We start from the raw sequence: 21,423 nt of genomic DNA on the forward strand, positions 1-21,423 counted from the left end.
GCCCGGGGGCGGCGTGTGAGCCACGCACGCCGCCCCCTGTAGGAAAAGCCCCCGCGGCCCGGTCAGCGTGCCAACACCGGTGCCAGCGCCTTGCCGGTGTGCGTGCCCTGGCGCACCACGTCCTCCGGCGTGGCCGCGGCCACGATGCGCCCGCCCTCCTTGCCGCCTTCGGGGCCCAGGTCAATGATCCAGTCGGCCTCGGCAATCACGTCCAGGTCGTGCTCGATCACGACCACGCTGTGGCCGCCGTTCACCAGGCGGTGCAGCACCTGGATGAGCTTGTGCACGTCGGCCATGTGCAGGCCCACGGTGGGCTCATCCAGCACGTAGAGCGTGTGCGGGCTTTTCTGCCCGCGCCGGCCTACGTCGTCGCGCACCTTGGTGAGCTCGGTCACCAGCTTGATGCGCTGTGCCTCGCCGCCGCTGAGCGTGGGGCTGGGCTGGCCCAGTGTGAGGTAGCCCAGGCCCACGTCCTTCAAGAGCTGCAGTGGGTGCGCGATGCCGGGCATGCTGGCGAAGAACTCCACGGCCTCGTCCACCTCCATCTGCAGCACATCGCCGATGCTCTTGCCGCGCCAGGTGACGGCCAGCGTCTCGGGGTTGAAGCGCGCGCCGTGGCAGACCTCGCAGGGCACCTTCACATCGGGCAGGAAGCTCATCTCGATGGTGCGCACGCCCTGCCCTTCGCAGGCCGGGCAGCGCCCCTCGCCGGTGTTGAAGCTGAAGCGCCCGGGAGCATAGCCGCGCGCCTTGGCCTCCAGGGTCTCGGCGAACAGCTTGCGGATGGTGTCCCAGAAGCCGATGTAGGTGGCGGGGCAGCTGCGCGGCGTCTTGCCGATGGGCGTCTGGTCCACCTCCAGCACGCGGTCGATGGTCTCGAAGCCCGACAGGCCGGTGCAGCCGGCCAGCGGCGGCGCCTTGCCCGCATCCATGGCGTCGCGCCCGGCCTTGGTGGCGCGCTGGCCCACCCAGGCCGCCACGTTGGCCAGCAGCACGTCGCGTGCCAGCGTGGACTTGCCCGAGCCGCTCACGCCCGTGACGGCCACCAGCCGCTGCAGCGGCACGCGTGCAGTGACCTGCTGCAGGTTGTGCAGGTGCGCGCCGTGCACGGTGAGCCAGCGCAGGGGTTCCGCATCGTTTTGGCCTCCAGCGCCCGCCGGATGTGCGCCACCAGCTACTTTTTCAATAGCATCCACCGGGCGACGCGCCTGCAGCGGGTGGCGCATGGCATGCAGCAGGTAGCGGCCGGTCTGCGAGTCCGCAGCCGCCTGCACGTCGGCCACCGTGCCCTGGGCCACCAGGCGCCCGCCGCGCTTGCCCGCGCTGGGGCCGATGTCGATGATGTGGTCGGCGCGGCGGATGGTGTCCTCGTCGTGCTCCACCACCACCAGGGTGTTGCCCTTGTCGCCGAGCTTGTGCAGGGCGTTCAGCAGGATCTGGTTGTCGCGCGCGTGCAGGCCGATGGTCGGCTCGTCCAGCACATAGCACACGCCCTGCAGGTTGCTGCCCAGCTGCGCCGCCAGGCGGATGCGCTGCGCCTCGCCGCCGCTGAGCGTGGGCGCGCCGCGGTCCAGCGTGAGGTAGGACAGCCCGACTTCCTCCAGGAATTCCAGCCGGCTCTGGATCTCGGGCACAAGGTCGCGCGCAATCTCCGCCTCGCGCCCCGACAGCTGCAGCCCGGCGATCCACTGCCGCACCTCGGCCACCGACAGGCGCGCCACCTCGGTGATCGGCGTGCCGGCGAACCGCACGGCGCGCGCCACCGGGTTCAGGCGCGTGCCCTGGCAGGTGGGACAGGCGGCGTCGGCCACGTCCTCCACTTCGGGCTCGGCAAAGGTTTGCTCGCGGCCGCGGTTGTCCTCCGACTGCACGGAGTCGTCCAACACCTTGCGCTGCGCCGATGTGAGCTTGACGCCCGTGCCCACGCAGTCGGGGCACCAGCCATGCTTGCTGTTGTAGGAGAACAGGGAAGGCTGAAGCTCGGCATAGCTGGTGGCGCACACGGGGCAGGCGCGCTTGGTGGAAAACACCTGCAACCGCCCGATGTGCGCCGTGGGCGCTCCGTCCTGCAGCGCCTGCTGCAGGCCGTCCAGGCCGCTCAGCACATGCACCACGCCCTTGCCCAGCTCCAGCGCCTTGGACAGTTGCGTGCGCAGCGTGTCTTCATGCTCCGGCGACACGTCCACGCTGGCCACGGGCAGCTCGATGGTGTGCTCCTTGAAGCGGTCGATGCGCGGAAAACCCGCGGTCGGCAGGAAGTGGCCGTCCACGCGCAGGTGGGTGTAGCCACGCGGGCGCGCCCAGTCGGCCAGTTCGGTATAGACGCCCTTGCGGTTCACCACCAGCGGCGCCAGCAGGCCGATGTGCTGGCCGCGGTAGTCGCGCAGCAGTTGCGCGGCGATGCTCTCGGCCGTCTGTGGCTGCACCGCCGCGCCGTCGTGCACGCAGTGCTGCACGCCCAGCTTCACATACAGCAGGCGAAGAAAGTGCCACACCTCGGTGGTCGTGCCCACGGTGCTCTTGCGCCCGCCGCGCGACAGGCGCTGCTCGATGGCCACGGTGGGCGGTATGCCGTACACCGCGTCCACCTCGGGCCGCCCGGCCGGCTGCACGATGCTGCGGGCGTAGGCGTTCAGGCTCTCCAGGTAGCGGCGCTGGCCTTCGTTGAACAGGATGTCGAACGCCAGCGTGGACTTGCCCGAGCCGCTCACGCCGGTGATCACGTTGAACCGGCCGCGCGGAATGTCCAGCGTGAGGTGCCGCAGGTTGTGCTCGCGCGCGTTCACGATCTCTATGGCGTTTTTGGCCTCTGGCGCTTTTCCATCCAGCGCGAGCAGCTTCTCTTTTCGTAGCACCGCCTGCTGCTCGTGCACCGAATGGCCGCCCTCGCCCAGCGCCAGTTCGTACTCGCGCAGCGCCTGCGCGGTGTGCGACGTGGGGTGCTGGCGCACCTCCTCGGGTGCGCCCTCGGCCACCACCTGGCCGCCGGCGTCGCCGCCTTCAGGCCCCAGGTCGATGAGCCAGTCGCTGGCGCGGATCACGTCCAGGTTGTGCTCGATGACGATGAGCGAGTGCCCCGCGTCCAGCAGCTTGCGCAGCGCGCGCATGAGCTTGGCGATGTCGTCGAAGTGCAGGCCGGTGGTGGGCTCGTCGAACAGGAACAGCGTGCCCTTGCGGGCCAGCGGCTGGCGCGACTTGGCCTGGCTCCGGGCCGCCTCGGCCAGGAAGCCGGCGAGCTTCAAGCGCTGCGCCTCGCCACCGCTCAGCGTGGGCACGGGCTGGCCCAGCTTCACGTACTCCAGCCCCACGTCCACGATGGGCTGCAGCGCGCGGATCACCTCGCGGTCTTTCGCAAACAGTTCTGCTGCCTCGTGCACGGTGAGGTCCAGCGCGTCCGCCACGTTGAGCAGCCTGCCACCGCGTTCGATGCGCACCTCCAGGATCTCGGGCCGGTAGCGCTTGCCGTCGCAGTCGGGGCAGCGCAGGTACACATCCGACAGGAACTGCATCTCCACATGCTCGAAACCCGAGCCGCCGCAGGTCGGGCAGCGCCCGTCGCCCGAATTGAAGCTGAACTTGGCCGCGGTGTAGCCGCGCTCCCGGGCCAGCGGCGCCACAGCGAACAGCTCGCGGATGGCATCCCACGCACCCACATAGCTCACGGGGTTGGAGCGCGCCGTCTTGCCAATGGGCGACTGGTCCACGAACACCACGTCGCTCAGGTGGTCGGCGCCCAGCAGGCGCTCATGCGCGCCGGGCGTCTCCGTGGCCTTGCCGAAGTGGCGCATGAGCGCGGGCGCCAGCACGTCCTGGATCAGCGTGGACTTGCCCGAGCCCGACACGCCGGTGATGGTGACCAGGCGCTGCAGCGGGAACTCCACGTTCACATCGCGCAGGTTGTGCTCGCGCGCACCCTCCAGCACCAGGCGCGGCGTGGCATCCGTCACCAGGCGCTTGAGCCCGGTGCCGATCTGTTTGTGCCCGCCGAGGTACTGGCCGGTCAGCGTGGGCGCGCGGCGCAGTTCGCCCACCGTGCCGTCGAACACGATCTGCCCGCCGCGCTCGCCGGGACCCGGGCCGAAGTCGAGGACACGGTCGGCCGCGAGCATCACGGCGGGGTCGTGCTCCACCACCACCAGCGTGTTGCCCGCGTCGCGCAGGCGCAGCATGGCCTCGGTGATGCGGTGCATGTCGCGCGGGTGCAGGCCGATGCTGGGCTCGTCCAGCACGAACAGCGTGTTCACCAGCGAGGTGCCCAACGCCGTGGTGAGGTTGATGCGCTGCACCTCGCCACCCGACAGCGTGCGGCTTTGCCGGTCCAGCGTGAGGTAGCCGATGCCCACGTCGCACAGGTACTTGAGGCGCGTGGCGATCTCGTCATGCAGCAGCTGCAGCGCCTGACGATCGCCAGCCTGAGAGTCGTTTTGGACTGTAGCGCTTACCTGTAGAGCGTCACCAGCTATTGAAACAGGAGCATTCTGCACACGCGCCATGCGCGCGAAGAAGCGCCGCAGGCGGTCGATGGGCAACAACATCAGGTCGTGCAGGCACAGGCCGGGCAGCGCCTCCAGCTGCGCGCGCGTCCAGGCCACGCCCTGCGGCAGGAAGCGCTGCGCGGGGTCGAGCACGGCATCGGCGTCCTCCTTGCTGCCCAGCCGCCACAGCAGGCTCTCGGTCTTCAGGCGCGCGCCGGCGCACACCGGGCATGGCGTGTAGCTGCGGTACTTGGACAGCAGCACGCGGATGTGCATCTTGTAGGCCTTGCTCTCCAGGTACTCGAAGAAGCGGCGGATGCCGTACCACTGCTTGTTCCAGTTGCCGTTCTTGAAGCCGGGTGTGCCTTCGATCACCCAGTGCTTTTGCTCCGCGGTGAGCTTGTACCAGGGTGTGTCGCGCGGGATACCGGCGGCCTCGGCGTGGCGCATGAGGTCGTCCTGCGCTTCTTTCCAGGCGGGGGTCTGGATGGTCTTGATCGCACCGGCGCGCAGCGTGAGCTTGTCGTTGGGAATGACCAGGCCGTAGTCCACGCCGATCACGCGGCCGAAGCCCCGGCAGGTGTCGCAGGCGCCCACGGCGGAGTTGAACGAGAACATGGACGCGATGGGTTCGGCGTAGCGCAGGTCGCTCTCGGGGCAATGCAGGCCGGTGGAGAAGCGCCACAGGTCCGCTTCGCCATCGTCCCGCAGGCGATAGACGTTGAGCCGCCCCCCGCCGCGCTTGAGCGCGACCTCGATCGCCTCGACCGCGCGCGCGCGCTCCACGTTGCCCATGCGGAAGCGGTCGGCCACCACGTCCAGCAGCTTGCGCGGGCCGGTGGGCGTGGCCACCTCGCGCTCGGCCTGCACCTTGGTGAAGCCGCTGGCCGACAGCCATTGCTCCAGCTGTTCCGCGGTGGTGCCCGCGGGCAGTTCCACGGGAAAAGTGAGCACGATGCGCGGGTCGTCCTCCGCCGCGCAGCGCCGCTGCAACTCGGCATGGATGGTGTCCGGCGAATCGTGGCGCACAGGCAGCGCCGTCTCGCGGTCGAAGAGTTGGCCGGCGCGCGCGAACAGCAGCTTGAGGTGGTCGTTCAGCTCGGTCATCGTGCCCACGGTGGAGCGCGACGAGCGCACCGGGTTGGTCTGGTCGATGGCGATGGCCGGGGGCACGCCCTCCACCTTGTCCACGGCGGGCTTGTCCATGCGGTCCAGGAACTGGCGCGCGTAGGCGCTGAAGGTCTCCACGTAGCGGCGCTGGCCCTCGGCATACAGCGTGTCGAACACCAGGCTGGACTTGCCGGAGCCGCTGGGACCGGTGACCACGGTGAGCTCGCCCGTGCGGATGTCCAGGTCGATGTTCTTGAGGTTGTGCTGGCGCGCGCCGTGGATACGGATCAGTCCCTGGGTCATGAGCGGGTCTTTCTGCAATGAGGCGGAACATTCTAGGGACGAGCCGGATTCCGCATCGACCGGGTGGACACCACACCACAGCCGGTCACGCAGGTGATGGCGCATCCGGCCCTATCCGTTAGACTGCGCCGCACCAACAACCAAAGAGAGGAGACGCCATGCAGCCATGGCATAAATGGGGGGCCGCCCTGGTCCTGGGCGCAACGCTGGGCGCAAGCCATGCACAGATCCTGGTGGGGCAAACGGCCGGGTTCTCCGGCCAGGTGGCCGCAGGGGTGCAGGAGACCACGCAGGGCGCCAAGCTGTTCCTGGACGCGGTCAATGGCAAGGGCGGCGTGCACGGGCAGAAGATCGAACTGATCTCGATGGACGACAAGTTCGACCCCAAAACCGCCGGCGAGAACGCGCGCACGCTGATCGAGGACAAGAACGTGCATGTCATGTTCCTCACGCGCGGCACGCCCCACACCGAATCCATGATCCCGCACCTGGACAAGCATGGCGTGGCCCTGGTGGGCCCGTCCACGGGCGCCATGGTGCTGCACCAGCCGGTGCGCAAGCACATCTTCAACGTGCGCGCCACCTACCAGCGCGAGGCCGAGAAGGCCATGACCCACCTGGCCTCGATGGGCATCACGCGCATCGCCGTGCTGTATGCGGACGACAGCTTCGGCGCCGATGGCGTGACGGGCGCGCAGAAAGGCCTGGCCCAGGCCAAGCTGCAGCCCGTGGTGCTGGAGAAGTTCAATCGCGCCAAGCCGGACTTCACCCCGCTGGTGGCCAAGATCTCCCAGGCGCAGGCCCAGGCCGTCCTGATGGTCGCCTCGGGCACGTCGGTGGTGGATGGCTACAACGCGCTGCGCCAGGCGGGCTCCACGGCACAGGTGGTCACGCTGTCCAACAATGCCTCGGGCGGCTTCATCAAGAGCCTGGGCGAAAATGCCCGCGGCGTGATCGTCACGCAGGTCTACCCGAACGAGCGCAGCCTGACCTTCCCGCTGGTCAAGGAAGCCATCGACCTGGCCAAGGCCAAGGGAATGACCGAGGTCAGCCCGGCCATGCTCGAAGGTTTTGCCGCCGCCAAGGTGCTGGTCGAAGGCCTGCGCCGCGCCGGCCCGAAGCCGTCGCGCGAGAAGATTCAGACGGCCCTGGAATCCATCCAGAAGTTCGATCTGGGCGGGCTGGACATCTCCTACGGCCCCGACGATCACACGGGCCTGGATTTCGCCGATCTTTCCATCATCGGCACGGACGGCAAGTTCCGCCGCTGAAACCCCTTTCATGAGGTCAGACGCCGCCTGGGTGATCGCGCGGCGTCTGCGGCACGTCATTCCAGCGTAGGCTGCCGCCGATACACTCGCCCCTGCTCGCACTCACGCGCAAATACACAGGGAAGAGACACCTCATGAAGACACATTGGAAAAAGTGGGGCGCAGCGTGCGCCCTTGCGGTGGTCAGTGCGGCCTCATCATTGGCCCACGCGCAGTTGCTCGTGGGTCAGACCGTCGGCATCACCGGGTCCGCGGCGGCAACCGTCAAGGAATCGATGCTGGGCGCGTCGCTGTACCTGGACCATGTCAACGCCCGCGGCGGCGTGAACGGGCAGAAGATCGAACTCGTCGCGCTCGACGACAAGTTCGACCCCAAGCTGACGCAGGACAACGCCCGCACGCTCATCGAGGACAAGGGTGTGCTGGCACTGTTCATGACGCGCGGCACACCCCACACCCAGGGCATTGTTGCGCTGCTGGACAAGTACGGCGTGCCGCTGGTGGGGCCCTCCACGGGCGCCATGGCGCTGCACCAGCCCGTTTCCCGCAATATCTTCAACGTCCGCGCGCCCTACCAGCGCGAGGTGGAGAAAGCCATCGCCCACCTTGCGCTGCTGGGAGTTCAGCGCATCGGCATCGTGCATGTGGACGACGCCTTCGGCCAGGACGGCCTGGCCGGTGCGCAAAAGGGCCTGCAGAACAACAAGCTGCCCGCCTTGTTCGTGGAGAAGTTCGACCGGGCGAAGCCAGACTTCTCAGCCATCGCCCCGCGCGTGCGTGCGCAGGATCCCCAGGCCGTCATCTTCATCGGCACCGGCGCGGCGGTCGTGGACGGCATCAAGGCACTGCGCGCGGCCGGCGTGGGCGGGCAGATCGTCACGCTGTCAAACAATGCGTCGGGGGGCTTCACCAAGGCGCTGGGCGACCAGGCCCGCGGCGTCATCGTCACGCAGGTCTTTCCGTCCGAGCGGTCGCTGAACTACCCGGTGATCAAAGAAGCCCTGGAATTGGCGAAGGCGCAAGGGCTGAAGGAACTCACTCCGGCCATGGTCGAGGGCTTCATGAACGCCAAGGTGCTGGCCGAGGGCCTGCGCCGCGCCGGCCCCAAGCCGGACCGTGCACGGCTGCACGCGGCCCTGGAAAGCCTGAGCAAATTCGACCTGGGGGGCCTGGAGCTTTCCTACAGCGCAAAGGAACACTCGGGGCTGGACTTCGCCGACCTGTCCATCATCGGAGCGGACGGCCGGTTCCAGCGCTGAGCGGGCCGTAACGCCAAGGCGGCGGAGTCCACCGCCCCATCCAAAACGCGGAGCCTGGCTCCGCGTTTTGGATGGGTGGGGCCGGTTCACTGCGCTGCGCTGGCGCCGGACGCGGGAGCAGCTGCGGACTCGGGCACGTGCGTCGCTTCCACCCCATGCTTTTCACCGCTCATGTCCACCTGGTCTCCTGCCTTCATGATCACGAACAGCATGATCACTGCGAACACCACGAAACCCACCACGATCTTCCACATGCTCATCTCCTGAAAATTGTTGTCGACGGAAAAGGGCGGCACCAATAAAAAAGCCTCACACCATCGTGTGAGGCCTGTCTGATCGCAAGCCCGACTCCATTGAATCAGGCTTGCATTGCATGCAGCTTACGCTGCCGGTGCATCAGAAGTTGTGGCGAACGCCCAGCGCCAGCGAGCTGAAGTCCTGGCCAGCGGCGCCCGTCATGTAGGTAGCACCTGCCTTGTTGTCCACCTTCGTGTAGAAAGCGTACACCTTGGTGCGCTTGCTGAAGTTGTAGTTGTAGCCCAGGGTCCACTGCGTAGCGGAGCTGTCGGCAATGTCGCTCCACTTGCCAGCGCGGCCCACGTTCACGTGGAACTCGGAAGCACCCATCATGTAGGCGCCCGCCAGGCGGAAGTTGTTGCGGTTGCCTGCGCCCGTGGCGAGGAGCTGGTTGTCGTCCTTGTTACGCTGGTAGTAGCCACCCACGACGAACTGGCCGAAGGTGTACAACGCGCGCAGGCCCAGCTGGCGATTGCTGTCCACTTGGCTGTAGCCGGCGCCCAGGTTCAGCGCGCCGATGTTGTAGTTGGCAGCCAGGTCATAGCCATTCTTTTGCGGAATGGCAGCGTTTTTCTCATGCAACGAGACGGAAGCGTCCACCGTCAGCCCACCGAAGCTGGGCGTGCGATAGCCGATCTTGTTGGTGGTGCTCAGGCCGCCGAACCACACGGGATCGTAGTACAGAGCGTCCGAAGACGTGCCCGTGTCATGGTTGTGCATGCTCACGTAGTCGGCCGTAGCGTAGTACGACTCGGGCATGAAGTTGCCCAGGCGGATCATGCCGAAGCCGCCGGACAGGTTCACTTCGCTCTGGCGGGCGAAGGTCATGCCGGTAGTGGGGTGGGTCCAGCCCGAGCCCGTGCCGGTATCGGAGTTGAAGCCGCTTTCCAGCTGGAAGCCGGCCTTCAGGCCGCCGCCCAGGTCCTCAGTGCCCTTGAAGCCGAAGCGCGAGGCGTTGTTCTGCATGACGGTGTTGCTGGTACCGCCGACCTTCTGGCGTTCCACCGACGTGTTCACGCGGCCGTACAGGGTCACGCTGCTTTGCGCGAAAACAGCGGAAGTACCCAGCAGAGCCAGGGTAGCGAGCAGCAAACGACTTGGTTTTTGCATTTGAGTTCCTTGAATGCTTGTGTCCATCAGTTGTGGTAGGCACAGCTCGCCGCCCGCAGGGAGCCGATTAGCACAATGTGCAGCTACGGCGCAAATTCTAGGTGTAACCATCTGGGCCAACACAGAGGAAAGTCCCGCCTGTAATACCCCTGACGTATTGCCGCCACACTTTCGCACAGGCAAAGGTGTGGCGGCAGGGCTCAGCCAGGGAAAACCCTGACAAAAGAGCGGAACGAGGTCAGTCGTTGGCGTAGATGTCCACGTCCTTGGTTTCGCGGATGAACAGCGTGCCGATCACTGCCGTCATGCCGGCGATGATGATGGGGTACCACAAGCCGTTATACATATTGCCGGTGGACGCCACGATGGCGAACGATGTCGTGGGCAGCAGGCCGCCGAACCAGCCATTGCCAATGTGGTACGGCAGGCTCATGGAGGTATAGCGGATGCGCGTGGGGAACAGTTCCACCAGCATGGCCGCGATGGGGCCGTACACCATGGTCACCAGGATCACCAGATACGTCAGGATGACGATCATCATCACCTTGTTCATCTTGGCGGGATCGGCCTTGGAGGGGTAGCCGGCGAGCTTCAGGTCTTCGGCCATCTCCTTCTTGAAGGCGGCGATGGCCTTCACGCTTGCCTCGTCGAACTTGTGGTTGACCACGTTGCCGGTGGGCGCGGTGATGGTCTTTTCGCCGATCTTCACGACCGCGGGCGAGCCCGCGGGGCCGGCCACGTTCTCATAGCTCACCGAGTTCTGCACCAGGTAGCGCTTGGCGATGTCGCAGGAGCTCTTGAAGTCGATCTCGCGTGCCACGGGGTTGCCCTGGAACGAGCAGGTGGCGGGATCGGCGATCACCACGACACCCGCTGTCGCCTGGGCCTTGGCCAGGTCGGGGTTGGCGGCTTCCGTCAGCATCTTGAAGGCCGGGAAGTAGGTCAGCACGGCCAGCACGCAACCCAGCATGATGATGGGCTTGCGGCCGATCTTGTCGGACAGCGAGCCGAACACCACGAAGAACGGGGTGCCGATCAGCAGGGCCGCGGCGATCATCAGGTTGGCCGTGACGGCGTCCACCTTGAGTTGCTGCGTCAGGAAGAACAGCGCGTAGAACTGGCCGGTGTACCAGACCACGGCCTGACCAGCCGTCAGGCCCACCAGCGCCAGGATCACGATCTTCAGGTTCTTCCACTGGCCGAACGATTCGGACAGGGGCGCCTTGGAGGTCTTGCCCTCGGCCTTCATCTTCTGGAAGGCCGGCGACTCGGACAGCGACAAGCGGATCCACACCGAGATGCCCAGCAGCAGGATCGACACCAGGAACGGAATGCGCCAGCCCCAGTCGTTGAACGCCGCCTCGCCCATGGCGGTGCGCGTGCCCAGGATGACCAGCAGCGACAGGAACAGGCCCAGCGTGGCCGTGGTCTGGATCCACGAGGTGTAGGCACCACGGCGGCCGTGCGGGGCGTGCTCGGCCACGTAGGTGGCCGCACCGCCGTATTCACCGCCCAGCGCCAGGCCTTGCAGCATGCGCAGCGCGATCAGGATGACCGGTGCCGCGATGCCGATGCTGGCGTAGGTGGGCAGGATGCCGACGATGAAGGTCGAGATGCCCATGATCAGGATGGTCACCAGGAAGGTGTACTTGCGCCCGATCATGTCGCCCAGGCGGCCGAACACCAGCGCGCCGAACGGGCGCACCAGGAAGCCGGCCGCGAAGGCCAGCAGCGCGAAGATGAACGCCGCGCCAGCATCCAGCCCGCTGAAGAACTGCTTGGCAATGATGGCCGCGAGCGAGCCGTAGAGGTAGAAGTCGTACCACTCGAACACGGTGCCGAGGGACGAGGCGAAGATCACCTTCTTTTCTTCCGCCGACATCGGTCGGGCGGCAGCGCCGGGGCGGCCGGCGTATGCAGTGCTGGTAGCCATGAATGCTGTCTCCTGCTTATTGGGATGGAATCGAAAATGCGCGTAAGAAAGCGCGAAAAACCGACGATCTGAAGCACTCTGCGGTGCTTGCGACGCAATATCGGGCCGCCATCTGACCGAAAGCTGACATGCGCCAAACGCTGCCGCCACCCCAGTCTTACGGCCATCTGACAAACTCCGTGGCAACCCGCAGATCGTTTTTCTTGATGCGAAAAATTGGACTGCGCGAGGCTGCGGTGAGTCCCGCGCACGGCACCAGACACGGGTAACCCCGCAGTTTTTCGCCAGGGTTTGCCCTCCCTAGGACAAACCCTTGACGCATGACAAACCCACGCCCGCCGCACAGTGCTGGGCACGGCCCCATGCAAAAAGGCGCCGCAGAACGCTGTCTGCGGCGCCCTGGAACGCCTGCCGCGGCCCCGTCGGCCGCCGCCGAGGAATGCGCTTCAGCGCACGGAAGGCAGGCCCGATGGCACCGCGGGGGCCGCATCCCATGCCGGCCCGTCAAACCACGCGTCGCCGTCCAGGTAGGCGCGCAACATGGGCAGGCTGTCGAGCCCCCAGAACAGGCGCCCATCCACCTCAAAGGCCGGCACGCCAAACACGCCACGGGCCGACGCCTCGTCCGTGTTGGCGCGCAGCAGGGCCTTGGGCAGGGCGCCCGCGCCTTCGGCGTCGGGCCGCAACTGCTCTGCCAGGGCCTGCGCCAGCACGTCCAGGCGCGCGGGGTCCAGCGCATCCTGCCCGCCCAGCCAGACATGCCGCAGCACGGTGCCGGCGACATAGCGGTTGACCGTGCCATCGTCGCTGCACGCCAGCGCCTGGCGCAGCAACGGCAGCGGATTGAAGGGGTGGCGCGCCGGCATGTCCAGACCGCAGCCCAGCGTATGGCCCAGCCAGGTGGCGTGCCGGTACGTCCAGTCGCGCTTGGGCGGCACGCCGGCCGGCCCGGGGTTGGCATGCTGCTGCAGCAGCGCGCCCAACAACACCGGCTTGTAGTGCAGGTGGTAGTTCAGCCCCTCCAGTACCTGCGGCAGCCGCTCGAAGGCCAGCCACGCGTACGGCGAGACGAAATCCAGGTAGAACGTGATGTGCTTCATGCCAGTGGCTCCAGCTCTTCGGGAAGGTCCACCCCCGCGCGTTGCAATGCGGCGGTCCAGATCGCGCGGCGCGCGGCGCCATCGGCTTGCGACCAGGCGCGGATCTCGTCGATCGTACGGAAGCACCCCTCGCAGTGGCTGCGGTCGGCCGTCATGCGGCAGACCGACACGCAGGGCGACGGAACCGGCTCCTGGGAATTTAAGCCAAATTGGCCTCTAGCGCTTATTTCACAAGCGCGAGCAGCTATCAATTCAGAAGCATTCACTGCGGCGTCGCTCATGCGCTGACCTCCTGCACCACGTCGGCCACCGGGGCACCGGTGAGCCGCTGCAGATCGTGCGGGCTCAACTGGAACACACCGTGGGGATGGCCGGCGGCAGCCCAGATCACATCGAAGCGGAACAGCTCGCGGTCGATGAGGGTGACAGGCGTGGTGGAATGGGCCACGGGCGAGACGCCGCCGATGGCGAATCCGGTCTTGGCCTTGACGAATTCCGCGTCGGCGCGGCCCGTCTTGCCCACGAGGGCGTCGACCTTCTTCTCGTCCACGCGCCGGTCGCCGGAGGTAACGACCAGCACGGCCGCGTCATCGCTCTTGCGCCGGAAGATGATGCTCTTGGCGATCTGCCCCAGCGCCACGCCCAGCCCGTCAGCCGCCTGCTGCGCGGTGCGCGCGGCGTCGTCAAGCATGCGCGGCGCGTGGGGGTGGCGCAGGCGCTGCAACTCGGCAGCCACCCGCTGGGTGCTTTCAGGTAATGCGTGCATAACAGGGCAATCCGGGGCCTGGGACGGCGAAGCGCACGCACGGATGCGGAGTGCCTCGGCGCAACCACAAGCCCCAGGCGGGGTTACAGTGTGATGGCTGCCATCCATTGTCCATGAACCTGCTTCGCGCCTGCCTGCTCTTGTGGCTTCTCGTCGGCAAACTGGCCTGGGCCGGTGGCGCCCCTGCGGTGCTGGACGATCACCGCAAGGGCCTATCGCTGGGAAGCACCGGCCAGCTTTTGTGGCTCGTGGACGACCTGGGCACCCTCACCATCGACGATGTGCGCGCAGCGGCTACCGATGCGCGCTTCGGCCCGCCCCCCGCATGCCGCTGCGCGGGGCCACACCGGCCTACCACTGGTTCAAAGTGGTCCTGGAGCAGCGCGCGGCCAGCGGCGACTGGGTGCTGGCCACCCAGACCACGTCTTTGCAGGACGTGCGGTTCTACGGCCCGTTCGATGCGTCGGGTACGGCGCTTGCGCCGCCAGTGCATACGGGCCTGGCGCAGCCCTTCGCCACGCGGCCCCTGGGCAGCGAGCGCTACCTCATGCGCCTGCAGCCCCCGGGCCCGGGCACCTACACGGTCTACGCCCGGCTGTACAGCGAGACGGCGCCGTCCTTCGACCTGTCCGTCTGGGACACGGCCGAATACCTGCAATGGCGCCAGCACAAGCGGCTGTTCGACGGCATCTGCTACGGCATCCTGATCGCACTGCTGGTCTACAACCTCACACTCGTGGGCATCTTCCGCGACACCACGTACACCTTCTACGTCGGCCAGTGCATCTTCGCGCTGTTGACGCTGGCCACCTTCAACGGCCACACGGCCCATTACCTGTGGGGCGACGCGCCGTGGTGGCAGGAGCGCAGCTATTTCGTATTGCCCAGCCTGTGGCTGTTCTTCGGCGCGCTGTTCACGCGCAGTTTCCTGGACACCCGGCAGACGCCCTTGATGGACGGAGTGCTGGTGGCAATCGGCCTGCTGGCGGCGCTCACCGCCGTGCTCGGCGGGCTCGGGCAATTTGCCATCGCCCAGACGCAGAACGAACTGCTGGCCAGCGCCGGCATCGCGGCCGCGTCGCTCGCGGCCATTCTGGTGCTGCGCCGAGGCTTCACGCCCGCGCGCTGGTACCTGGGCGCGCAGGCGCTGCTGTTCGTCACGGTGGCCGGCGTGGTGCTGAGCAACTGGAAGGTGATTGACGCGCCCTTCATGCTCGCCAACGGCCTGCAGATCGGCGTGGCGGCCGAGATGGTGGTGTTCGCCGTTGCGTTGAGCACCCGCATCGACAGCCTGAACGCCTCCCAGATCGCCCTGCGGCTGCGCGCGGACCATCTGGCCAAGGCCGCGACCACCGACCCTCTCACGGGCCTGACCAACCGCATGGGGCTGACCCAGGGCGCAACGCAACTACTGTCGGAAGGGGGCACGCACGCCCTGCTGCTGCTCGACCTGGACCGCTTCAAACCCATCAACGACACCTATGGCCATGACGCCGGCGACGAGGTGCTGCGCGCCGTTGCCACACGGCTGCAGACGCACACGCGGTCCGGCGACATCGTGGCCCGGCTGGGCGGCGACGAGTTCGTGGTCATGCTGGCCCACGCGCCCGCGGGCGACGCCCTGACGGCGCTGGTCAAGCATCTGGAGCTGGCTATCTGCCAGCCGGTGTACTTCCAGCACCAGGAACTGTGCGTGGGCGGCAGCACGGGCGTTGCGCACAGCCCGCAGGACGGCCCCACGCTGACGGAGCTGATGCGCTGCGCCGACCAGCGCATGTACCAGGCCAAGCAGGCGCACAAGGACGCGGCGCAGCACCCGGCAGCGCCGGCTCTGCCGTTGGCCTGACGCCGGCTGGCCGCTCAGCCCTTGCGCTTGGTGAGCACCGCCACGGCCACGCGCGACTGCGGCTTGCGGCCCAGGAAGTCGCTGATGTAGGCGCCGGCGTCGATCAGCTGGTCCAGATCGATACCGGTCTCGATGCCCATGCCGTGCAGCATGTAGACCACGTCCTCGGTGGCCACGTTACCCGTGGCGCCCTTGGCATAGGGACAGCCGCCCAGGCCGGCCACGGACGTGTCGAACTGCCACACGCCCAGCTCCAGCGCCGCCAGCGTGTTGGCCAGCGCCTGGCCGTAGGTGTCGTGGAAGTGGCCGGACACGTCGTTCAGGTCGTAGTGCTTGAGCGTTGCCTCGATGGCGCGCTGCACCTTGCGCGGCGTACCCACGCCAATGGTGTCGGCCACGCCGATGTGCTGCACGCCGATGCCCTTCATGAGCCCGGCCAGGTATTGCACGCGCTCGGGCGCAATCTCGCCCTCGTAGGGGCAGCCCACGGTGCAGCTCATGGCGCCACGCACATACACGCCAGCGGCGCGCGCGGCTTCGACCACGGGGGCGAAGCGCTCGATGCTCTCGGCAATGCTGCAGTTGATGTTCTTCTGGCTGAAGGCCTCGCTGGCGGCGCCGAAGACCACGATCTCGTCGGGCTTGTCGAGCACGGCCGCCTCCCAGCCTTTCAGGTTGGGCGTCAGTACCGAATAGCGCACGCCGGGCATGCGTGTAATGCCTTGCATGACCTCGTGGTTGTCGGCCATCTGCGGCACCCACTTCGGAGAAACGTAGCTGGTGACCTCGATTTCCTTGAGGCCCGCCTGCTGCAGGCGGTGTACCAATTCGATCTTGACGGCCGCCGGCACCGGGTGCTTCTCATTTTGCAGCCCGTCGCGCGGGCCCACGTCCACAAGCTTGACGCGGGAGGGGATGTTCGGGTTCATCGGTGGGTGTCCTTGGGTGAGGGATTCGTCAGTAGCCGCGTCCGGCATCCACCACGCCGGCCACGGCCTCGCCGCGCGCGAGCGCCGCGATCTTGCCGGCGATCTGGGCGATGCTCTCGTCGCGCAGCGTGCGTGCCGAAGTGTGGGGTGTGAGGGTGATCTTGGGATGTCCCCAGAAGGGATGCCCGGCAGGCAACGGCTCGGTGCGGAACACGTCCAGCGTGGCGCCCGCCACATGGCCGGCGGCGATCAGCGCGAGCAGGTCCTCCTCGACCAGGTGCGCGCCACGCGCCACATTGATCACGTAGGCGCCGGGCAGGAGGCGGGCCAGCGTGTCGCGGTTCATGATGCCCTGCGTCTCGGGCGTGAGCGGGAGCAGATTGACCAGCACGCGGGTAGCGGCCAGGAACTCGTTGAAGCCCTCCTGCCCGCTGAAACAGCGCACGCCCGCCATCTGCTTCGGACTGCGGCTCCAGCCGAGCACGGGAAAGTCGAACTGCGCCACCGCGCGCGCCACGCGCTCGCCCAGTACGCCCAGGCCCATCACGCCCACAGGAAAGTCCTGGCGCAGGCGCGGCTTGCGGTAGCTCCACTGGCCCGCCTGCATGGCGGCTTCGTACTGGTCGAACTCGCGGAAATGCCGGATCAGCGCGTGGCACACGTATTCGGCCATCTGCACGGCCATGCCGGCGTCATCCAGACGCACGACGCGCACGGACGGCGGCAGGCGCAGCTTGAGCAGCGCATCCACCCCCGCGCCGATGTTGAACAGCGCCCGCAAAGCGGGCTGTTCGTCGATGAACTGCTGGGGCGGTGCCCAGACCACGGCGTAGTCGGCCTGCGGGGCTCCGGGCTGCCAGACGGTAATGTCGGCTCCCGGCAGGGCGGCGGCCAGCCCCTGCAGCCAGGGTTCGGCCTTGGTATCGGTACAGCAAAAGGTGATCTTCATGGCCAACGAGCGTACCGCGGCTGGGCAAGCCCCCGCCGTCACTCGGCGGAAAGCCGCAGCAGTTCTGCGCCTTCGGCCACCTGGTCGCCTGGCGCGTAGAGCAGCTCCTGCACCACGCCATCGGCGGGGGCGGCGATGGTGTGCTCCATCTTCATGGCCTCCATCACCGCCAGGGGCTGGCCCTTGGTCACCTTGTCGCCGGCCTGCACGGCAAACGACACCACCTTGCCCGGCATGGGCGCGGTGAGACGCCCGCCCTCGCTGGCCGCTTCGCCCGCATGGGCCAGCAGGTCCAATGCCTCGATGCGCGTGGCGCCACGGGGGGTGAAGATGTGGTCGGTCTCGCCCTGGGCATAGACCGTTGCGCGGGTGCGCTGGCCGGCGTATTGCAGGTCCAGGCCGCCCGCCCAGGGCGTGAAAGCCAGCGGACCCCGCGCGGCTCCCTCGCCTTCTCCCACGGTCAGTTGGTAGCCGCCATCGCGTTCATAGGTCAGCCAGGCCTTGGCATGTGTGCCATTGAAGTCGAACTCGAAACGCCGGCGGCACGCTACGAGCGAACGCCAGCCGTCGCGGCGGCTGAACGGATTGGCGCCTTCCTGCGCCTGCTCACGCTGCAACTGGCTGGCCACGGCGGCTGCCGCGGCCAAAGGCAGGCCTACGCGCTCCTGGCCGAACAACACGGCCTCTTCGCGCGGGATCAACGCGGTGTCCAGCCGCGCCTGGGCGAACGAATCGCTCTTCACCACATGGCGCAGGAACTGCACGTTGGTCGCCAGGCCCACGATGTGGGTCTGCGCCAGCGCATCGTCCAGCCGCGCCAGGGCCTGCGCGCGCGTGTCGCCGTGCACGATGAGCTTGGCGATCATGCTGTCGTAGAAGGGGCTGATGGCGTCGCCCTCGCGCACGCCGTCATCCACGCGCACGCTGCCCCGTTCGAAGCTGGTGCATGCCGGCTTGCGGTACACGTGCAGCTGGCCGGTGGCGGGCAAGAAGTTGTTGTCAGGGTTCTCGGCGCAGATACGCGCCTCGATGGCGTGGCCGATGATCTTCAGCTCGTCCTGGCGCTTGGGCAAAGGCTGCCCGCTGGCCACGCACAGCTGCCACTCCACCAGGTCTTCGCCGGTGATGGCCTCGGTCACGGGGTGCTCCACCTGCAGGCGGGTGTTCATCTCCATGAAGTAGAACTTCATCTGCTCGGGCGCGTCGTAGCCGCCGGGCTGTTCCACGATGAACTCCACTGTGCCCGCGCCCACGTAGCCCACGGCCTTGGCGGCTGCCACCGCAGCCTCGCCCATCTGGCGACGCAGGGCCTCGGTCATGCCGGGGGCGGGGGCTTCTTCCAGCACCTTCTGGTGGCGGCGCTGCACGGAGCAATCGCGCTCGAACAGATAGACGCAGTTGCCCTGCGTGTCGCCGAACACCTGGATCTCGATGTGGCGCGGGCGCAGCACGTACTTCTCCACCAGCACGGCATCATCGCCAAAGCTGTTGATGGCCTCGCGCTGGCAGCTGGCCAGCGCCGCGGCAAAGTCCTCGCTCTTTTCCACCAGGCGCATGCCCTTGCCGCCGCCACCGGCGCTGGCCTTGATGAGCACGGGGTAGCCGATACGGTCGGCCTCGCGCTGCAGCAGTTGCGGGTCCTGGTCCTTGCCGTGGTAGCCAGGCACCAGCGGCACGCCCGCCTTCTCCATCAGCTGCTTGGACTCGGCCTTCAAACCCATGTCCTTGATGGCCGAAGGCGGCGGGCCGATGAACACCAGCCCCGCAGCGGCACAGGCCTGGGCGAAGTCTTCGTTCTCGCTCAGGAAGCCGTAGCCTGGGTGGATGGCTTGCGCACCCGTGGCCTGGGCGGCCTCGATGATGCGCTCCCAGCGCAGGTAGCTGTCCTTGGGGGCGCTGCCGCCGATATGCACGGCCTCGTCGCAGGCGGCCACGTGCTTGGCCTGGGCATCGGCGTCGGAGTACACGGCCACGGTCTTCACGCCCATGCGGCGGGCGGTTGCGGCCACGCGGCAGGCGATCTCCCCACGATTGGCAATCAGGATTTTTTGGAACATTCAGGCCACCTTGGCGGAATCGGAAAAGAATGAGGAAATGCGCCGCAGCACGGCGCGCAGGAACTTGAACAGCACCACCAGCAGCAGCGCCGACAACGCCAGCATCACCACCAGCGCAATGCCGAAGGCCAGCGGATACTGCGTAGCCAGCCAGACCACGCCGACGACCAGGCCGTCCTCAAAGAACGACAGGCCCCAGTTGGAAAACGGCTCGGGCGAGGTGTTGGCCGCCGCCCGCGTGGTCATCTTGGTGGCCAGCGCCGTGGCCGAGAGCGAGCCGCCCAGCAGCCCCGCGGCCAGCGCCATGGTGGCGTTGTCGGCACCGAACACGCCGGCGGCCAGCAGCGCGCCGGCGGGCACGCGGATGAAGGCATGGATGGCATCCCAGGCGCTGTCGAACCAGGGCACCTTGTCGGCGAAGAACTCCACCAGCAGCATGAAGCCGCTGGCCATCAGCACCAGCGGGTGCTGCAGCAGCGCCAGCCCCGGCGGCAGCGCCAGCCAGCCGGCCACGCCCATCATGCCCACCAGGAACACCACGGCGTACAGGCGAAAGCCGCTGGCCCAGCCCAGTGCGGCGGCCAGCGCCAGCAGGGCGGGCATGTCCAGCTGCTGCGTGGCGCGCGCAGCCCCTTCGGCCACCGCCTGGGCGGCACCCGCATCGACATGCAGCCCCACGCCGTGGAGCCACTGCACGATCTGGAGCCAGAGCGCGTCCATGGCGGATCAGCCCAGCCAGGACGGCTTGCGCTTTTGCAGGAACGACTGCACGCCCTCGCGGCCCTCGCTGCTCGCGCGGATGTCGGCAATGCCCTCCACCGTGGCGGCGATGAGTGCGGCGTCGATCTCGCGCCCGGCCACGTCGCGCACCAGCGTCTTGCAGGCGCGCACGGCGTTCGGGCTCGCGGCCGTCAGTGCCTTGAGCAGCTCGTCCACCTGGGCGTCGAGCTGCTCTGCGCCGACCACTTGGTGCACGAAACCGATGCGCAGGGCCTCGGCCGCGCTGAAGCGTTCCGCGGTGAGGAAGTAGCGGTGCGCGGCGCGCGCGCCCATGGCGCGGATCACGTAGGGGCTGATGGTGGCGGGGATCAGGCCGATCTTCACCTCGGACAGGCAAAAGCCCGCGGTATCGACCGCCACCGCCATGTCGCAGGCCGCGACCAGCCCCATGCCGCCGGCGTACACGTCACCCTGCACGCGCGCCACGGTGGGCTTGGGGCATTCGTAGATCACGCGCAGCATCTCGGCCAGCTTGGCGGCGTCGGCAAGGTTCTCTTGGCGCGTGTAGTCGGCCATGCGGCGCATCCAGTTCAGATTGGCACCCGCGCAGAAGGCCGGCCCCTCAGCGGCCAGCACCACGGCGCGCACGTCCGCGCGGCCCCCGACTTCCGTGAAGGCCGCGGTGATCTCTGCGATCACTTCGTCGCTGAAGGCATTGCGGATCTCGGGCTGCGTCAGCGTGATGCGCGCCACCGCGCCCGATTGGGTGATGGAAAGGTTCTGGCTCATGGCGTATCCGGGTTCTGCAGGAAGTAGACAAGGTCGAGCGACGGGCACGGCTGGCCCAGCGCGGTGAGTGCCGCCGTGATCTGTCCGCGGTGGTGCGTGCCGTGGTTGAACACATGCGCCAGCGTGGCGGCAAACGGCAGCACGGCGGGCGTGCCGCGCGTGGTGGTGTAAGACAGCGCACCCTCCCAGCGCGCTGGCGCAAAGCCGGCGATCAGCGGCTCCCAGCGCGCGGCGCCTTCACGCAGCCGCTCGGCCAGGCGCGCGCGATCGCTCTCCACCTCGGCATCCAGCGCCATGCGGGGCGACGCGCCTTCGGCAAAGCGCGCGAACCACAGCAGGTGCTCGCCCACCAGCAGATGGTTGAGCGTGCCATGGATGCTGCGAAAGAACAGGCCCATGTCGCGCCGGTAGTCCGCCTCGGGCAGCACCTGCACGGCTGCCAGCAGGCGCGCCGTGGCCCACACGTTGTAGCGCGCGAGCCGGCTGAAATGGGTGACGGCATCCATGGA

General features: G+C 67.5%; 16 protein-coding genes. 3 read left to right on the top strand and 13 right to left on the bottom strand.

All coding sequences use genetic code 11. From position 1 onward, the window contains the following. Nucleotides 1-62 precede the first annotated feature (62 nt). The gene (uvrA, locus tag HND92_RS16800) at nt 63-5,888 is read right to left on the bottom strand and encodes an excinuclease ABC subunit UvrA (RefSeq protein ID WP_172208614.1); all 5,826 of its coding nucleotides are present in this window, start codon (nt 5,886-5,888) and stop codon (nt 63-65) included. Between the two features lie 158 nt (nt 5,889-6,046). Between uvrA and HND92_RS16805 the strand changes: the two genes are divergently transcribed. Next, nucleotides 6,047-7,159: an ABC transporter substrate-binding protein gene (locus HND92_RS16805; RefSeq protein ID WP_088888310.1), complete on the top strand. Its 1,113-nt coding sequence runs from the start codon at nt 6,047-6,049 to the stop codon at nt 7,157-7,159. A 134-nt stretch (nt 7,160-7,293) separates the two neighbouring features. Further along, entirely contained in the window at nt 7,294-8,418 is a 1,125-nt protein-coding gene (locus HND92_RS16810) for an ABC transporter substrate-binding protein (protein WP_172208616.1), read from the top strand. Nucleotides 8,419-8,504: 86 nt separating this feature from the next. Here the strand turns inward: HND92_RS16810 and HND92_RS16815 are convergent, their stop codons facing one another. The 6 genes from HND92_RS16815 to HND92_RS16840 form a co-directional block, all read right to left on the bottom strand. Beyond that, on the bottom strand, nt 8,505-8,678 hold the full coding sequence (locus HND92_RS16815) for a hypothetical protein (protein ID WP_162844577.1): 174 nt from the start codon (nt 8,676-8,678) through the stop codon (nt 8,505-8,507). Nucleotides 8,679-8,814: 136 nt separating this feature from the next. Next, nucleotides 8,815-9,825, bottom strand: coding sequence for a porin (locus tag HND92_RS16820; RefSeq protein WP_172208618.1), 1,011 nt, complete (start codon nt 9,823-9,825; stop codon nt 8,815-8,817). Nucleotides 9,826-10,063: 238 nt separating this feature from the next. Beyond that, entirely contained in the window at nt 10,064-11,758 is a 1,695-nt protein-coding gene (locus HND92_RS16825) for an MFS transporter (RefSeq protein ID WP_172208620.1), read from the bottom strand. A gap of 446 nt (nt 11,759-12,204) precedes the next feature. Beyond that, nucleotides 12,205-12,858, bottom strand: a complete 654-nt coding sequence (locus HND92_RS16830; RefSeq protein WP_103738662.1) for a 2-hydroxychromene-2-carboxylate isomerase — start codon at nt 12,856-12,858, stop codon at nt 12,205-12,207. Beyond that, nucleotides 12,855-13,139, bottom strand: a complete 285-nt coding sequence (locus HND92_RS16835; RefSeq protein ID WP_172208622.1) for a DUF1289 domain-containing protein — start codon at nt 13,137-13,139, stop codon at nt 12,855-12,857. The genes HND92_RS16830 and HND92_RS16835 overlap by 4 nt, the downstream gene beginning before the upstream one ends. Continuing rightward, on the bottom strand, nt 13,136-13,624 hold the full coding sequence (locus HND92_RS16840) for a YbaK/EbsC family protein (RefSeq protein WP_011806846.1): 489 nt from the start codon (nt 13,622-13,624) through the stop codon (nt 13,136-13,138). Before HND92_RS16840 ends, HND92_RS16835 begins: the two co-directional genes overlap by 4 nt. A 325-nt stretch (nt 13,625-13,949) precedes the next feature. Between HND92_RS16840 and HND92_RS16845 the strand changes: the two genes are divergently transcribed. Beyond that, a complete protein-coding gene (locus HND92_RS16845) occupies nt 13,950-15,470 on the top strand; it encodes a diguanylate cyclase (protein ID WP_172208624.1) in 1,521 nt (506 codons plus the stop codon). Nucleotides 15,471-15,484: 14 nt separating this feature from the next. On the opposite strand, the gene HND92_RS16850 is transcribed toward HND92_RS16845, so the two are convergent. The 6 genes from HND92_RS16850 to HND92_RS16875 are packed head-to-tail and all read right to left on the bottom strand — an operon-like array spanning nt 15,485 to nt 21,420. After that, complete coding sequence (locus HND92_RS16850; protein WP_172208626.1) at nt 15,485-16,399, bottom strand: hydroxymethylglutaryl-CoA lyase; 915 nt, start codon at nt 16,397-16,399, stop codon at nt 15,485-15,487. A gap of 28 nt (nt 16,400-16,427) precedes the next feature. Beyond that, nucleotides 16,428-17,348, bottom strand: coding sequence for a glyoxylate/hydroxypyruvate reductase A (locus HND92_RS16855; RefSeq protein WP_103738665.1), 921 nt, complete (start codon nt 17,346-17,348; stop codon nt 16,428-16,430). A 38-nt stretch (nt 17,349-17,386) separates the two neighbouring features. Beyond that, entirely contained in the window at nt 17,387-19,405 is a 2,019-nt protein-coding gene (locus tag HND92_RS16860) for an acetyl/propionyl/methylcrotonyl-CoA carboxylase subunit alpha (protein ID WP_172208628.1), read from the bottom strand. Beyond that, complete coding sequence (locus HND92_RS16865; protein WP_172208630.1) at nt 19,406-20,125, bottom strand: DUF4126 domain-containing protein; 720 nt, start codon at nt 20,123-20,125, stop codon at nt 19,406-19,408. Between the two features lie 6 nt (nt 20,126-20,131). Then, entirely contained in the window at nt 20,132-20,914 is a 783-nt protein-coding gene (locus tag HND92_RS16870; RefSeq protein ID WP_011806852.1) for an enoyl-CoA hydratase/isomerase family protein, read from the bottom strand. Beyond that, entirely contained in the window at nt 20,911-21,420 is a 510-nt protein-coding gene (locus tag HND92_RS16875; RefSeq protein WP_172208632.1) for a DinB family protein, read from the bottom strand. Before HND92_RS16875 ends, HND92_RS16870 begins: the two co-directional genes overlap by 4 nt. Between the last annotated feature and the right edge of the window lie 3 nt (nt 21,421-21,423).

Source organism: Diaphorobacter sp. JS3050 (genome assembly GCF_013154915.1).
Classification (GTDB): domain Bacteria; phylum Pseudomonadota; class Gammaproteobacteria; order Burkholderiales; family Burkholderiaceae_C; genus Diaphorobacter; species Diaphorobacter nitroreducens.